General features: G+C 59.6%; 14 protein-coding genes. 8 read left to right on the forward strand and 6 right to left on the reverse strand.

Annotated elements, in window-relative coordinates; genetic code table 11:
• Genes AC1QQ2_RS04755 through AC1QQ2_RS04780 form a run of 6 tightly spaced genes read left to right on the forward strand, consistent with a single transcriptional unit; the run spans nucleotide 1 to nucleotide 6363 of the window.
• A complete protein-coding gene (locus AC1QQ2_RS04755) occupies nucleotides 1-1170 on the forward strand; it encodes a glycosyltransferase (protein ID WP_479712274.1) in 1170 nt (389 codons plus the stop codon).
• Nucleotides 1167-2048 (forward strand): sulfotransferase domain-containing protein, encoded by an 882-nt coding sequence (locus tag AC1QQ2_RS04760; protein ID WP_479712275.1) that lies wholly within the window; start codon nucleotides 1167-1169, stop codon nucleotides 2046-2048. Before AC1QQ2_RS04755 ends, AC1QQ2_RS04760 begins: the two co-directional genes overlap by 4 nt.
• Entirely contained in the window at nucleotides 2038-3315 is a 1278-nt protein-coding gene (locus AC1QQ2_RS04765; protein ID WP_479712276.1) for an MATE family efflux transporter, read from the forward strand. The genes AC1QQ2_RS04760 and AC1QQ2_RS04765 overlap by 11 nt, the downstream gene beginning before the upstream one ends.
• Nucleotides 3315-4271, forward strand: a complete 957-nt coding sequence (locus AC1QQ2_RS04770) for a sulfotransferase family protein (protein ID WP_479712277.1) — start codon at nucleotides 3315-3317, stop codon at nucleotides 4269-4271. Before AC1QQ2_RS04765 ends, AC1QQ2_RS04770 begins: the two co-directional genes overlap by 1 nt.
• On the forward strand, nucleotides 4229-5497 hold the full coding sequence (locus AC1QQ2_RS04775; protein WP_479712278.1) for a hypothetical protein: 1269 nt from the start codon (nucleotides 4229-4231) through the stop codon (nucleotides 5495-5497). The genes AC1QQ2_RS04770 and AC1QQ2_RS04775 overlap by 43 nt, the downstream gene beginning before the upstream one ends.
• Nucleotides 5494-6363, forward strand: a complete 870-nt coding sequence (locus tag AC1QQ2_RS04780; RefSeq protein WP_479712279.1) for a glycosyltransferase family 2 protein — start codon at nucleotides 5494-5496, stop codon at nucleotides 6361-6363. The genes AC1QQ2_RS04775 and AC1QQ2_RS04780 overlap by 4 nt, the downstream gene beginning before the upstream one ends.
• Here the strand turns inward: AC1QQ2_RS04780 and AC1QQ2_RS04785 are convergent.
• From AC1QQ2_RS04785 to AC1QQ2_RS04800, 4 genes are all read right to left on the reverse strand, one after another.
• Nucleotides 6347-7258 carry a phage head spike fiber domain-containing protein gene (locus AC1QQ2_RS04785; RefSeq protein ID WP_479712280.1) on the reverse strand — a complete coding sequence of 304 codons (912 nt, stop codon included), beginning with the start codon at nucleotides 7256-7258 and terminating at the stop codon, nucleotides 6347-6349. The genes AC1QQ2_RS04780 and AC1QQ2_RS04785 overlap by 17 nt on opposite strands.
• A 2-nt stretch (nucleotides 7259-7260) precedes the next feature.
• The gene (locus tag AC1QQ2_RS04790) at nucleotides 7261-7524 is read right to left on the reverse strand and encodes a spike base protein, RCAP_Rcc01079 family (RefSeq protein WP_105234280.1); all 264 of its coding nucleotides are present in this window, start codon (nucleotides 7522-7524) and stop codon (nucleotides 7261-7263) included.
• A gap of 93 nt (nucleotides 7525-7617) precedes the next feature.
• Nucleotides 7618-10140, reverse strand: coding sequence for an ABC transporter permease (locus tag AC1QQ2_RS04795; RefSeq protein ID WP_479712281.1), 2523 nt, complete (start codon nucleotides 10138-10140; stop codon nucleotides 7618-7620).
• Entirely contained in the window at nucleotides 10137-10817 is a 681-nt protein-coding gene (locus AC1QQ2_RS04800; protein ID WP_479712282.1) for an ABC transporter ATP-binding protein, read from the reverse strand. Before AC1QQ2_RS04800 ends, AC1QQ2_RS04795 begins: the two co-directional genes overlap by 4 nt.
• 19 nt (nucleotides 10818-10836) lie before the next feature.
• On the opposite strand from AC1QQ2_RS04800, the gene AC1QQ2_RS04805 reads away from it, so the two are divergent.
• Together AC1QQ2_RS04805 and AC1QQ2_RS04810 are read left to right on the forward strand one after the other, a co-directional pair.
• Nucleotides 10837-11496 carry an arylesterase gene (locus AC1QQ2_RS04805; RefSeq protein WP_479712283.1) on the forward strand — a complete coding sequence of 220 codons (660 nt, stop codon included), beginning with the start codon at nucleotides 10837-10839 and terminating at the stop codon, nucleotides 11494-11496.
• A complete protein-coding gene (locus AC1QQ2_RS04810) occupies nucleotides 11493-11792 on the forward strand; it encodes a DUF1330 domain-containing protein (RefSeq protein ID WP_249946967.1) in 300 nt (99 codons plus the stop codon). Before AC1QQ2_RS04805 ends, AC1QQ2_RS04810 begins: the two co-directional genes overlap by 4 nt.
• On the opposite strand, the gene AC1QQ2_RS04815 is transcribed toward AC1QQ2_RS04810, so the two are convergent.
• Nucleotides 11779-12906, reverse strand: a complete 1128-nt coding sequence (locus tag AC1QQ2_RS04815) for an OpgC family protein (protein WP_479712284.1) — start codon at nucleotides 12904-12906, stop codon at nucleotides 11779-11781. The two genes, AC1QQ2_RS04810 and AC1QQ2_RS04815, sit on opposite strands and share 14 nt — an antisense overlap.
• 9 nt (nucleotides 12907-12915) lie before the next feature.
• Entirely contained in the window at nucleotides 12916-14703 is a 1788-nt protein-coding gene (mdoH, locus tag AC1QQ2_RS04820; protein ID WP_479712285.1) for a glucans biosynthesis glucosyltransferase MdoH, read from the reverse strand.
• Between the last annotated feature and the right edge of the window lie 3 nt (nucleotides 14704-14706).

Below are 14706 nucleotides of genomic sequence, written 5' to 3' on the forward strand. Positions count from 1 at the left end.
ATGTCCAGTCTGTCAGGGTTACGCGTTGTTTTCGCCACCACCGTCCTGCCCGATGAGCGGGCCAATGGCGGTGAGATTTGTTCGCAGGAATTCATCGACGTTCTGCGCGACAATGGCGCCGAGGTCAGGGTCGTTGGATATGAACGGGTGGGTCGCGGCCCGCTGCCCCCCGATCCATCGGTCTATTCTGCTGGGCCGTGGTTTATCGAGATGGCCGATGCGGGGTGGCGCCGGATGTGGTGGCTGGCGCGGGCGTTCCTCACCCATGCGCCCTTTACCCAGACCAAGTTCAAAAGCACCGAATATGTCCGCGCGTTGCGAAACGCGATGCGTGACGGGGCCGACGTCCTGATCATCGACCACGCGCATATGGGTTGGGTCGCGGAATTGCCCGACCTGCCCACCCGCAAACTGTTCATCGCGCACAATTTGGAACATTCACTCTATAATGACATCGCGCAGAACGGTTCGACTGCAAAACGAGCGATATATGGCCGTGAGGCACAGTTACTCATGGCCAAAGAGACGACTCTGGGGGCCGAATGCAGCGCCACCGTCACCCTATCCAACGCGGACCGCGATGGCCTTGCCCGTTTGGGCATCCCCGCCGACAAGATCACCGTCATCGACCTGCCCGGACAAGCGTTCGACTTGACCCAGCCCGCGCCGCCGAAATCCTATGACATCGGCCTCATCGGAAGCTGGCAGTGGGACGTAAACCGCCAAGGCATCCTGTGGTTTCTCGCCGACTTCTTACCCCATCTGCCGACCAACCTCACCGTCGCCATTGCTGGCAGTGGTTCGGAGACGTTGCCAACCAACGATCCCCGCGTGAAGAAACTGGGGCGCGTTCCCGACGCGGGGCAGTTCATGCGCGCTTGCCGTGCGCTCGCCGTCCCGACGGTCGTAGGATCGGGCATCCAGCTCAAAACCATCGAAGGCATTTCGGTTGGCGTCCCGATGGTCGTGACGCCCTTGGCCTTGCGCGGGATCAATGACGCGCCATCGCATGTCCGAACCGCTCAGACCGGCGTGGAATTTGCGGCGGCCCTGACCGAAGCGATGACCTCCACCCCCACGGAAATCGATCCCCAATGGGCCAGCCGCCGCCGTGAGCGATTCCGCGAAACCCTTCTGTCGGTCTTCGAACAGATCGGGGGCGCCGCATGACACAGAACGTTCTGGTCAATTCGCTTCCCAAGAGCGGGACGCATCTGCTCGAAAAGGCGCTCATGGTCTTGGGTGGCGCGGCGCGTGAAAATGGGCGAACCGTTCTCGAACGGGCGACGGATAAGATCGGTCTCACACCGCCACCTTTCCTCGACCGTCGAACGGCGGGGCGTTGGGGACGGCTGCGCGGCTACGGAAATCGCGATCAGAGCGTGCATCCCACGGACGTTCCCGTCGGGGTCTTTTCGCCCTATTTCGTTCCCCGCTCCGTGTTCGAAAGCTGGCTCCGAAACCGCCCGCTGACCTCTTTTGGCAAAGCACATATGCCATTCAGCCCCGCCGCAATAGAGGCCTTTGACGCCACTCAGACGAAGGCCATCACCATCCTGCGTGACCCTCGCGCTGTAGCGGCCTCGATGATCCCCTATGTCTTGGATGCGCGGAACTGGAACCACTATTTGCGCCCCTTTTACGAGACACTGACAGAGGACGAACGCGTCGATTTCACCATACACGGCGGTTACGCCAATCCGCCAGGACTGGTTGTCAAATCGCTGAATGACGCGTTCGAGAGCGTGCTTAATTGGGGCCAGCATGACGGCACACTGATCATAAAATTCGAAGACCTCATTGGGCCCCAAGGGGGCGGTACAGCAGACGCGCAATCGGCGTGTTTTCAGGCCATCGCCGCGCATCTCAACGTCCCTATGACCGATGATCTCTGGGCAAAGGTTGACCAAGTCTTTGACCCGTCCTCACCAACCTTTCGCGGCGGGCGGATCGATGGATGGCGGGATCGGCTGACAGCGAGCCAAATCGCGCGGATTGAGGCCTCTCTCGCCCCTGCTCTGATGCGACGGGCGGGCTATGTCGACTGAGAAAACAGCCATAAAGGGCAGCGTGATCCTCGCTATTGCCCGCGTCAGCACCATGGTGCTCGGCTTTGGGATCAATGTGCTTTTGGCGCGCGTTCTGCCCATTGAGAGCCTAGGCACGTATTTTCTTTTGACGAGCTTTGCTCAAGTGGCGGCCTTGATTGCGCTCGGAGGGTTTAACCAAAGTACGGTGCCGCTGCTGTCGGGATCTGATCGTGGATGGCCAGTCCTTCGGGGTAGCGGGCTGTTCCTCGTCATAGCGTTCAGCATCACCTGCGGCTTTGCAGTCCTGTTTATGCCCCTAATCCTGATGTCAGACGGGACCGTGCCCTACATGGCGATCCTGCTTATTTGGATTATCGCACGCGCCACGACCCAAGCCATTGCTCATATACTGCGCGCCTTCGGACGTATGACCGACTTTGGCCTGCACGAAGTGTTTTCGTTCAACCTTATGCTGTTCATCGCCTGCGCTTTGGCCTTCTTCCTCGGACAAACCCCCGACTTAACGCAGATAGTGTGGATCACGGCGATTGCTGCTGCGCTCTGTGTTCCGTTGTCCTTCGCCAGCCTTGTCCCTGCCTTGCGGGCGCTGCCGAAAATGCGAGGGATCGACTTTGCACCCGTGGCTAAAACCAGCCTTCCGCTCGCGATTATCGTTATCGCGAATACGGCCCTGTCAGAGGCACACCTGTGGATCGCAGGCAAATTGGGCGACACGGAAACGGTCGCATTATTCGGGGCTGCCTTGCGCGTCATGCGGTTGCTGGCGCTGCCGCTCATGGCCGTCAACATGGCCATCGGACCGCAGATCGCAAACCTCCGGAAGGCCGATGAAACGGCGCCGCTCGAAAGGCTTTTACGCCAGTCGGCGATGGTGATTATGGCGATATCGCTCACGGTGATGAGCGGTTTGGCAGTAGCTGGCCCGTCTGTACTCAGCTTCATTTTCGGGGATGCCTTTGCCGCCGTTTGGCCCGCATTCCTCATCCTTTTGGTCGGGCAAGCCGTCAATGCCACGACAGGGTCACCGATGCTCGTCTTGACCGTCACCAACGGTCAGCGGGCCGCCATGATCTTTGCCGTCGTCGCGAGCATCTTGGGTGTCGGCGTGTCGCTCATACTCGGACAAATTGATCCGCTCTGGGGCGTCGCCATTGGGGCAAGCGTGACGGTGATCGTCCAGAACCTACTGGCGGTTTGGTATTGCGCGACCCGCATGGGGATCAAGACATACCCCACCCTGCGCTTTGGTAAGGAGCTGTTCTGATGGCTGTGAAACCGGTATTTCTGCTCTCCCTTCCGCGATCTGGGTCCACCATGTTGCAGCGGGCCTTGGGGCGGCATCCGAACATCGCGACACTATCAGAGCCGTGGTTTCTTTTGGGCCTGATCCCACCCACCGCGATCGACGAAGCCGTCGCAACCTATGAATATTCCACCTATCGCATGGCGATTGAGGACCTCACGGCTGCGTTCCCCAACGGGGTGGACGATTGGAATGACGCAATGCGCAGCGCAGCGCAAGTGATCTATGACCGCCTCTGCCCCAATGAACAGGCGATCTATTTCTTAGATAAAACGCCACGCTATGCCTTAGCACCCAAGGCCGTGACCGCGTTGTTCCCTGATGCCCCCGTGATCATCTTGTGGCGCAATCCGCTGGCCATCGCTGCGTCTATGATGACGACGTGGAGCAAAGGACGCTGGAACCTGTTTCGGTTCAAACAGGATTTGGACATCGCGCTCCCCCGCCTCATCGACTTTGCACGGGCCAACGATTCCGCGCTGACGATGCGGTACGAAGAAGCCTCCGCGAACCTCGACGCGGTGACGGCTGCGGTCTGTGATCGTCTCGGCATCGCCAGCGCGAAATTGAGCGAAAACACCGACGTCATGCTCTCGGGGCGCATGGGGGATCCGACGGGTGGGATGAAGCAGGTCGCGGCGAATGATCGATGGAAGGCGATGTATTGCAACCCGCTGCGCCGGTGGTGGGCGCGGCGGTATCTGGATCGGATCGGGCGGGATAGCTTGGCCGTAATGGGCTATGACATCGACACGCTGAAATCAGAGCTGAAGACTTGCAACGGTCTTTTCAGGCACCTCGGCACGGACCTGATATTGATGCCTTGGGGGACATTGCGGGCGGTGTTCGTGCTGCCCTTGATTGGGCGACAATTGTGCCGACTGTTCGCGGGCCAGCCCGTGACGGAGGTCGATTGATGCAGGCCGTCCTGACACAGGATCACGCCCCTTCGGTCGGACTTGGGGTGCGGCTGGTTTATACCTCAGTTCTGTTTTTGCTCGCTATGGCCGCAGACCCGACGGATAGCGGTCTGGGCCTGCCGCTGACGTTTCAGTTCCTGCCCGCACTCATCGCGATTTTCGGCGGTGCGGCCTATCTGGCCCAAGGGTTCCGCCCCGTCGGGGGCATCATTTGGCAAGACATCGCCTTTGCTGTTTTGATCACCATGATCACCCTCGGCGGCGCGTCAACGAGCTATGTCACTGGCGATACCGCCGACAGCTTCCTGCGCCTCGCGCTCTCTGCACTGAGCTATATTCCGATCCGCATGATGGCGAGCGTGCCTGAGGACCTCGATTGGTTCATGCGCAAACTGACGTGGCCTGTGATTGTCATCGGCCTCCTGATGTCGGCGCAGCTATTCTACTGGCAAATCGTCGGCCCGTTTCTGACGCAGCGGTCGGGCATTAACCATATTTTCCATGAAGAGGTTTTCCTCATTGGCCTAGCGACAATTGTTGCTGCGATTGGCTTGGTAGATCGCCCTATTCTAAGGGTAACCATCATGGCTACGCTGATTTTGGGGCAGTTTTTTACCTTTAAAATCACGGGCTTCCTAACGGCCTTTGCCACCATCGGCATCTTGCTTTTGATCCCGATCCATTGGGTGAGCCAAACCCCGAACCGCTCTGTCGTGTTGCGATTTCTAAACATAATTTATGCACTGATCGGTGTCGGCGTATTTCTAACTTGCCTTCCGATGTTCGTTGATCACCTGCCGTCGGGCAGTCGATCAGTCAGGCTCTACACCTACGCGATACGCTGGCAAGAATTCCTCGATGCGCCAGTCTTTGGGGCGATGTTTCGTGGCTCCCCGCTCGTCTCCGTTCAGCGGCAAAACCTCATCATCCCGAGCCACAGTGACCTCCTCGACCTTCTCGCTTTTGGCGGCACGGTGGGGATGCTCGCGCTGGCGCTGCCCGTTCTTACCTTTGTTTTCAGCATCTTCCACCTCAGACACATGACCTCGGAGCGACTGGTCGCGCTGTTTGGCTACAGCCTCGTCGTGATGCTGGTCATTGTGATGGCGTTTAACCCCGTGTGGCTCCAACCCAAGATGGGTGGATTCTTGTGGATGGGGCTCGCGCTCATGGCGGGGGTTCTGTCGCGTTTACCCTTCAACACGAGGTCCGTTGCACCATGATCCCTACCATCGCCGTCCTTTTAACCTGTTTTAACCGTCGCGCCAAAACGCTCGCCGCGCTTGAAGCACTGTTCAAACAAGACGGCGCTGGGACGACGTTTACGCTGAATGTGTTTCTGGTCGATGATGGCAGCACCGACGGCACGGGCGATGCGGTGCGCGGGGCCTTTCCACAGGTGCATGTCATTGATGGCACGGGCGACCTTTATTGGAACGGTGGAATGCGGCGGGCGTTTGAAGGGGCTGTGGAACATTCGTTCGACTACATGCTTTGGCTCAACGATGACACTAATCTGAACAGTGATGCGATCCCTCGGTTGCTTGAGACCGCTCAGATGCTCGCCCAACAGGGAAAAGACAAAACAGCCGTTTTTGGTTCGACCTGCGATCCGCAAACGGGCGACCTGACATATGGTGGCTTCCAACGGCGAAAGGGGCCGATTTTACGATTGCAGCACGTTGGCCCTGACCAAAACCATCCTCGCGAAGTCACAACTATGGCAGGCAATTGCGCCCTCGTCAGCAAGGCTGCCGTCGATGCGGTCGGAAACCTAGAACCTCGGTTTTTCCATGCGTGGGGCGATGTGGATTACGGGATGCGGCTGCGCGATGCGGGGGGTAGCGTGTGGCTTGCACCGGGGTATTTGGCGCAATGTGACCCCAACCCCGCCGCGCAACGGTGGCGCGACGATCCGAGCCTGAGCCTGCGGGATCGCCTAACGCACCTGAACTCTTTTCGGGGACTTTATCCCCCTGATTGGCTTTTGTTCATGCGTCGACATGGCGGGCTACTGTGGCCGTTGGCGTGGGCCATTCCCTATGTCCAACTCATCACCCGCCACCTTAGGTTCAAGCTATCGGCGTAAGCGTCACACTCTGAATACGACGCGCCGTCGGGGCGAGGTCATAGCCAGCTGCCACCGTCACTCCGTTGCGGGTTTCGACGCCACCGCCGTCGTAGGTCAGCACCATGTCATACACCCCGTTCCAACCATTGAGCGTGACACTTTCAGCAGCGCGGGAGGTTGGGACATAGCTCGTGCCTGTCCCGATCTCGACCTGAACACCGAGCGCGACGACGGTTTCGCCTGCGGTCGCGCTAAACGGCCCGATGCCAAACTTGCCAGAGGTGCTGCCCGCGTTCGGGGTAAAGGTGTAAGTCACTGTATAGACCCCGCCCCCAAGCGCAGCATTGACGATATCAGTGATCGCCCCCGCAGCAGCACTATGCACGCCTAAGGCGCCGACTGTGCCAGACAGCGAGCTATCGACGCCCGCATCGACATTCCGCAGCGAAAGGAACATCGCGCCCGAGGTCCCTGCCATATACCAGACACGCACGCGGAGGTTCTGGCCCGCTGACCAGCCGTCCGTATCTGCCTGCAGCCGATGCCACTTTGCCCCACCGCCAGCGACCGACATGCCAGAAAAATACCCCAAAGCATTGAGCGCTAGTGGCGTCGATGTAGACACAAGATCCGCCCAATCGGTGAGGTTCGGCTCTGACCCGTGGACAAGGTTGGTTGACGCGGGTTCGACCAACAATCCCCGTGGGGCGAGCGTTTGGGGATCATAGTCGAAACGTGGTTGGTCATTGCCCACAACCTCGAGCGCTCCGGCAGAGTTGATACGCGTGCCCGACGACCCACGCGAAAGCGCAACGCCCGCGGGGAGGCTTTCGGTCAGAAACGACAACACGATAGGACCATTACCCGCAATTGCAGGGCGCTGCCCCAATTCAGCGATGGAAAATCCCAGCATGATCAGACCACATAGCCGTGGATGCCCGTGGCCGTTGTCCCCGTCGCGTGGACCTCCTTGATCCCCACTGGCAGGATCGACTTATCGCCAACTGTCACGGTGCGCAGCGTGTCAGCCACAGTTTTCACGACCAACACACCGCCTGTTTCGACGTAAAGCGCGACCGCAACGTCCGCCAATTCGACACCATCGGCAGGCGTCACTGGCACGATGTCTCGCGCTGGACCAGAGAGGGACAACGTGCGGTTCTGAAATGGGTTCGACATGGTTACTCCGTTCTGTCAGCGGGCAAATTCGCCCTGTTGACAGACACAATAACAATGCCGCGTTAATCCCCGTTCAACCGACCGTACGCTGGGTCATTCGCGGGCACGCAACACCCGTGCGGGCTTTGCAGCTAAGGGGCGCAGGGCAAAGGCCAGCCCCGCCAACAACGTGGTCCCCATACCGCCCAGAACGATCAGCGCGGCGTTGGACCAGATCGGCGCAAAGCTCGTCTCCATCACAAAGGTCGTCACGGCCCAACCGCCTGCGATCCCCGCGATCAACGCGACGATCCCGGCCGCCAATCCCAATAGGACCGAGCGGAGCGCGAAGCTACGTAGGATCAACCGTCGATCCGCGCCGAGCGTTTTTAGGACCGCCGATTCAAACACTCGCGCTCGTTCGCCCGAGGCCGCAGCGCCGATTAGCACGAGGAAACCCGTGACCAGCGTAGCAAGCGCACCATACCGCGTGGCCGCAGCGATGCCCGCGACAACGATCATGACTTGATCAATGGCATCGCGCACACGGATCGCGGTTATGTTGGGATAGCTATTGGCGAGGTCACGCAGGATCGCTGCCTCAGCTTCGGGTTGGGCGTAGACGGTGCTGATCCAGCTATGCGGCGCACCCGCGATGGCCGCGGGGTTCAGCGTCATGACAAAGCCCATGCCCGCATTGCTAAAGTCCACTTCGCGGAAGCTGGTGATGGTCGCGGTGATGTCACGGCCAAGGATGTTGACCGTGATTTCATCCCCTAGGGTGAGGCCCATCTCGTCGGCTTCTTCGGCGGCAAAGCTGACCTGCGGTGGACCATCGTAACCTTCGGGCCACCATGTGCCTTCGGTCACGGTCGTGCCATCGGGTGGCGTATCGCCATAGGTTAGCCCACGGTCGCCACGAACGACCCAGTGATCGACCACATCCGTTGCTTTAACCCCGTTGATGCGAGTCACGATCCCGCGCAGCATCGGTGCGGCCTCATAGTCTTTGACCGCTGGATCGGTGTCCAAACGCGCGCGAAATCCGTCGATCTGATCGGGCTGGATGTCGACAAAGAAATAGGAGGGCGCGACATCGGGCAATTCATCTGAAATGGCCGCACGAAGGTTGCCGTCAATTTGGCCGACCGCCGCCAGAACCGACAAACCGAGGCCGAGGGATAACACGACCGACGTCGCCTCTCCCCCTTTGGCACCGATGGAGGCCAGTGCCAGTCGAAGGGTCGGACGCCCCCGCGCGGCACGGCGGAACCTACGGGCTAAGGCACGGACGCCTTGGGCCGATAGAACCAACAATCCCAGCGCAAAGGCAATCCCGCCTGCGGTCCAGATGGTCAAACGCACGGTGCCCGTGAACCAAATCGCCAACCCAACCAGCAGCGCAACCAGGAGCACCGTGATCGCGATATAGCGGGCGGCAGGAAGGGTCGTGCCCGCGTCGCTTGCATCGCGGAACAGGGTCGCCGCGCGGACTTCCTCGGACCGCGCCAACGGCCAGAGGGTAAAGAGCGCTGCCGTGATCAGCCCGTAGATGCCCGCTTCGATCAGGGGGCGGGGATAGACGGCAAATTCAACAGGGATGGGCAATTGCGCCGCGATCATGGGCGCGAACAAGAGCGGAATCATAGCCCCCATAAGGATGCCCAGCCCGACTCCGAACAACGTCAGAATGCCGATCTGGATAAAGTAGGTTTGAAAGATCACCCGACGTGTAGCGCCAAGGGTTTTCAGGGTCGCGATGACTTCGGTCTTGCCCGTCAGGTAGGACCGCACGGCAGCCGACACACCGACCCCGCCCACAGCCAAGCCTGACAAACCCACCAAGACCAAGAACGACCCAAGCCGATCGACAAAGCGTTCTACGCCCCGCGCCCCATCACGGCTATCGCGCCACCGCATTCCAGTGTCACGGAAACGCTCTTGGGCCACCTGTTCCAGCGCGGCGAGGTCGGATCCCTCAGGCAGTTTGAGGCGGTAGTTCGTGTCCATCAATGTCCCCGCCGCCAAGAGGCCAGAGTTCGCGAGGTCACGCGTCAACACAATCGACCGCGGCCCAAGCCCAAACCCACCAGCCGCGTTGTCGGGATATTTCGCAAGGATCGCGGTGAGGACGAAATCTTGGGTGCCGAGGCGGACAGTGTCGCCTGTAACAACGCCCATCCGTTCGGCAAGCACGCGTTCAACCACGATCCCCGGCGTGCCATCCACACCCGCAAGCGCCGTATCCAGTGGCATCGCAGGGTCCAACGTCACGGAACCGATCAAGGGGTAAGCCGAGTCCACGGCCATGACCTGCGTCAGACCGCGTTCAACCGTGTCCCGTGTCACAACGAGCATGGATCGGAAATCGACCGTTTCTGATACGGTATCCGCGATACTCTCCATCCACGCGCGTTCTTCGTCAGAGGCGAAACGATAGGTCAGTCCGACCTCTGCGTCCCCACCCAAGAGCGCCGCGCTTTCACGCTCTAACCCTGCGGTGATTGAGGACCGAACCGTGCCAACAGCGGCAATCGCCATGACGCCCAGCGCCAGACACGCAAGGAAAATGCGGAACCCCCGCAGACCGCCGCGCAGTTCACGGCGGGCGAACCGATATGATAATGACAGGCTCATGCGGCGGACCCGTCGATACGACCATCCCGAAGGCGCACCACGCGATCACACCGCGCCGCGAGGTCGTTCGAGTGCGTCACCATCACAAGCGTCGCCCCATGCCGATCACGAAGCCCAAACAACAGGTCAATAATCGCAGCGCCATTGGTTTCATCCAGATTGCCCGTTGGTTCATCTGCCAACAGTATCTTGGGCCGCGAAACGGACGCTCGGGCCAGTGCGACCCGCTGCTGCTCTCCGCCCGACATTTGCGAGGGGTAATGGTCGGCCCGAGACGCCAAACCAACCGCCGCCAGTTCCGCCTCGGCGCGTTCAAAAGCATCACTGACACCCGCCAACTCCAGTGGGGTCGCGACGTTTTCTAGGGCGGTCATTGTGGGAATGAGGTGGAAGGATTGGAACACAACCCCCATATTATCTCTGCGGAACCGCGCCAGAGGGTCTTCGCCCATACGGGTGATATCCGTGCCCAGCGCCGTGATCCGTCCCCCTGTGGCGGTCTCTAGCCCGCCCATCAACATGAGGAGCGATGATTTGCCCGACCCGCTTGGCCCGACAAGCCCCAAGGTTTCCCCCTGCGCCACGTCCAGCGTAATGTCGTGCAAAATATCCACTGGTCCCGCATTGCCCATCAATGACAGGGATACATCTAAAAGGGACAACGCTGGTTTGGTCATAAAGAGGGCTTTCCGTTCAATGCTTTCCTATAAATATGGAGCGCTTCGCCGTGCCTGCAACATCGCTGCGGCAATTGTGATCGGCACAGGCGCTGTTCAGGCCGAAACGATTACGATTGCAGCACTTGGTGATAGTCTAACCCAAGGCTACGGGCTGATCCCCGAGGACGGTTTTGTTCCGCAGCTAGAGGGCTGGTTGATTGAACAAGGCGCGGATGTGTCTGTGCTGAACGCAGGTGTGTCTGGGGATACGACTGCAGGCGGGCTCAGCCGTGTTGCCTGGACCCTAACGCCCGATGTGGATGCGATGATTGTAGCACTAGGTGGCAACGACCTGCTCCGAGGAATTCCCCCAGAGGTGAGCCGCGCCAATATCGACGGGATTTTGACCGCCGCAAAGGATGCAGGCGTCCCCGTTCTCTTGATCGGGATGGAAGCACCGAACAACTACGGCCCAGACTATAAACTGGCCTTTGACACACTCTACCCCGACCTCGCGGCGCAGCACGGGGTGCTGTTCTATCCCAGTTTCCTGAGCGCACTCTATCCCGATGGCGACCTGACCGCTGCGCGTGATCTGATCCAAGCGGATGGTGTTCACCCCAATGCCCAAGGCGTCGAAATCATCGTCGATGCCATTGGCCCCTACGTCCTGCAACTGATCGAGCAAACCCAATGACCGCCAAAGCCTATTGGGTGGCGCATGTCACCGTCACTGACCCCGACCTCTACGCCGCCTACCGTCAGGCCGCCGCACCCGCAATTGCTGAGGGCGGTGGTGTGATCCGTGTGTTGGCAGGGGAACAGATCACGGGCGCAGGGAACGCGAGGCCCCAGACAGTCGTCGTGGAGTTCCCGTCCCTCGAAGCGGCGAAGACCTGCTATTTCGGCGAGGCCTACCAATCCACCGTCGCCCAACGAGACGCGGGGGCAGAGGTGGACTTGGTCATCGTTGAAGGCGTTATGCCGTCGTAGGTTTCGGCCAATACTGACGCGCCGCCGCCAACGCGAATTGCGCCACGAGGCCCCCACCGACCAGCATCAGATCGGTCCACACATTATCGCCCAGCACGCGACCAACGCCCTGCAACCAGATGCACAGGACTGATCCCAAGGCGAACACAGGCAGCGCCTGACGGCCCAAGAGCGCGAAAGGCGCCATCGCCTTGGTCCCTGTGAGCCAACGCACACCGCCAAAGGCAGACAGCACATAGGCCAGCGCCAAGATGTGCAAGAGGCGCGGGACGCTGAGGAATGTTTTGTCGAACGCGGTGATGAACCACGGCAGGTGGAATGTTTCTTTGGCGAGCCACATCGTTTGGCCAAAGACCTTTGAGAACGGTGGGACTTGGACCGTGAGCACGCCAACGATCAAAAGGAAAATCGCAGGCACCAAGAGCCACCATGTGACAGGTACAAATCGTCTCCCCTGTTTGTAATAGACCCCCGTCAACAGGCCGACCACAAAGATCAGTTGCCATGAGAACGGGTTAAAAAACCAGCCGCCCTGCATCGGAAAGTTCGGCAAATTGATCCGCCACATCGCCGCCGAGAACCACAGCGCGATGGACACCAGTAGAACGGTCCGCGGCGCACGCCATGCAAAGTAAAACGCAATCGGCGAGACAAAAAGCAGCACGAGATAAAGCGGCAGAATGTTCACATAGCCAAACTGGTGGGTCATGAGGATCAACCCGACCGAGGTTTCCAGTGGGTTATACCACAAGTGCTTCATCGCGTTGATGAACAGGATCTCACCATTCCCCATCCACAGCGCAACCGCGGCCGCAGCCGCAACCGCCGCAAAGGTTGTAAGAATATGCACCTGATAAAGCGTCCACGCCCGACGCCACAACCGCGCGAGCCCAGTCCAGAGCCGCATCGAGTTGTCCTTGAAATCTAGCGAATAGGCGAGGCCCGCAGCCACACCCGACATGAACACAAACCCTTCGGCCGCGTCAGAGAACCCGAAGTTTCGGTTGGTAAAGGCTTCGAGCACGTTGCCGGGAACGTGGTTGATGAAAATCATCACAAGGCATAGGCCACGGAACACATCGAGGCGCGGATCGCGTTGTTTCACAAGGGTCATAACGGGGCCTTATTCGGCGAAAGGAATAGCATCAGCAGAGGCATCGACCTCTGCGCTTGCGGATGGTGCCCACCGCGAAAGCACATCGGCTTGCAACACCATGATCGGCGCCGCAGCGATCTCGGTCGGGGTGGTGAAAAGAGTTGGAAAACCGGGGCGTGACAACCACGCGATCAGCGCGGGCGAGATCACCATCGGCAAGGCGACAGGCAGCAACCACGGCACCAAGGCAGGCGACAACATCTGCGCCGCACCAATGACGGCGGCGCCCGTGAGGACGATCCAGTAGCTCGCGGACCACGCATCGCCGAACGATAGGCTTCCATCACCACGGCTCTGCGCGGGCCAACCGCCGTCCGCGCCACGCAAAACTTGGCTCACCGAGCGGGTCTGGAACATCAAAAAGATCGGTGCAGTGAGGGTCGAGAGCGCCACTTCGGCCAATGTCGACGCAGCAGCCCGTAGCATCCCGCCAAAGCCCACGACCCGTCCATCGAACCCAGCCTTGATCGCGATCAGCACCTTGGGCAGAAACAGCAACCCTACGACACCGACCATGAGGCTCAGCGCCTTGGAGACTTGCGACACGGGCAAAACAGGGAAAGGCCAGTTTTCGATGGGAAAGTAGTCAATCGGCGGCGCGAACAAAGGAGCCGCGATGGAGGCCGTCAAAAACGCTAGCCAAAAAACGGGCGCGATATAGGCGAGGATACCTTGGAGAAAGACAAAGCGGCTCCATGGTTTCAGGCCACGGGCTAGCAAAAGGCGACTGTGTTGCAGGTTGCCTTGGCACCAACGGCGATCCCGTTTCGCAAAATCGACGATGTTTTCGGGGCCTTCTTCATAACTACCGGCCAGATCGTCATCGACCCGCACAACCCACCCGCCACGGGCCAGAAGTGCGGCCTCTACATAGTCATGCGACAAGATATGCCCGCCAAACGGAGGACGCCCCGCCAATTCAGGCAGAGCGCAACATTGGGCAAAGGCGCGGGTGCGCACGATGGCATTGTGTCCCCAGAACGGCCCAGTGCGGCCCTGCATCAAAGCCAAGCCGCGGGCAAAGACAGGGGAATAAAACGTTGCCGCAAACTGCATCACGCGGCCAAAACGGGACCGAGCGTGGATGATATTGGGCAGTGTCTGTAAGAGACCCAGATCGGGCGTCGCGATCATACGGCGCACCATCTCGACCATGGTATCGCCTTCCATCAGGCTATCCGCGTCGAGGATGATCATGAACTCGTAGGCAGACCCAGAGCGTTTGATGAAGTCCTCGATATTGCCCGCCTTGCGACCTGTGTTTTTCACGCGACGGCGATAGAACAGCCGCCCATCTCCATCGGTCTCATTCAACAGACGCTCGAACCAATGACGTTCTCGCGCAGCAATCGCTTCATCCCGCGTGTCTGACAGAATGGCAAAGTGGAACCGATCGCCATGCCCCGTTTGATCAATCGACGCCATCATCGCCGCGACGCGGGCGTAGGTGGCAACGGGGTCTTCGTTATAGACGGGGATCACAACGGCGGTGCGTTCGGTGAAATAACCGGCATGACGCGCGGGAGGTTTGGGTCGGCTGAACAACCCCGCAATCGCGGTAAACGCACCCCAAGCCAGCCAGAACGTAGACGCGAAAATCAATCCCGAACGGATGAAATCCATCACGTCGATCCCGTCTGCCGCACCAAATTCAAAGAACAGAGAAAACCCACCGTAGGCCGCTAGAATAGCCGCCAACAGCACAATGGTTCGGATGATCATCACCCGAACGGCTGCCCCCATGGGATGTGCCATCGA

Origin of the sequence: Aestuarium sp. (genome assembly GCF_023253315.1) — a bacterium.
GTDB lineage: Bacteria > Pseudomonadota > Alphaproteobacteria > Rhodobacterales > Rhodobacteraceae > Marivivens > Marivivens donghaensis.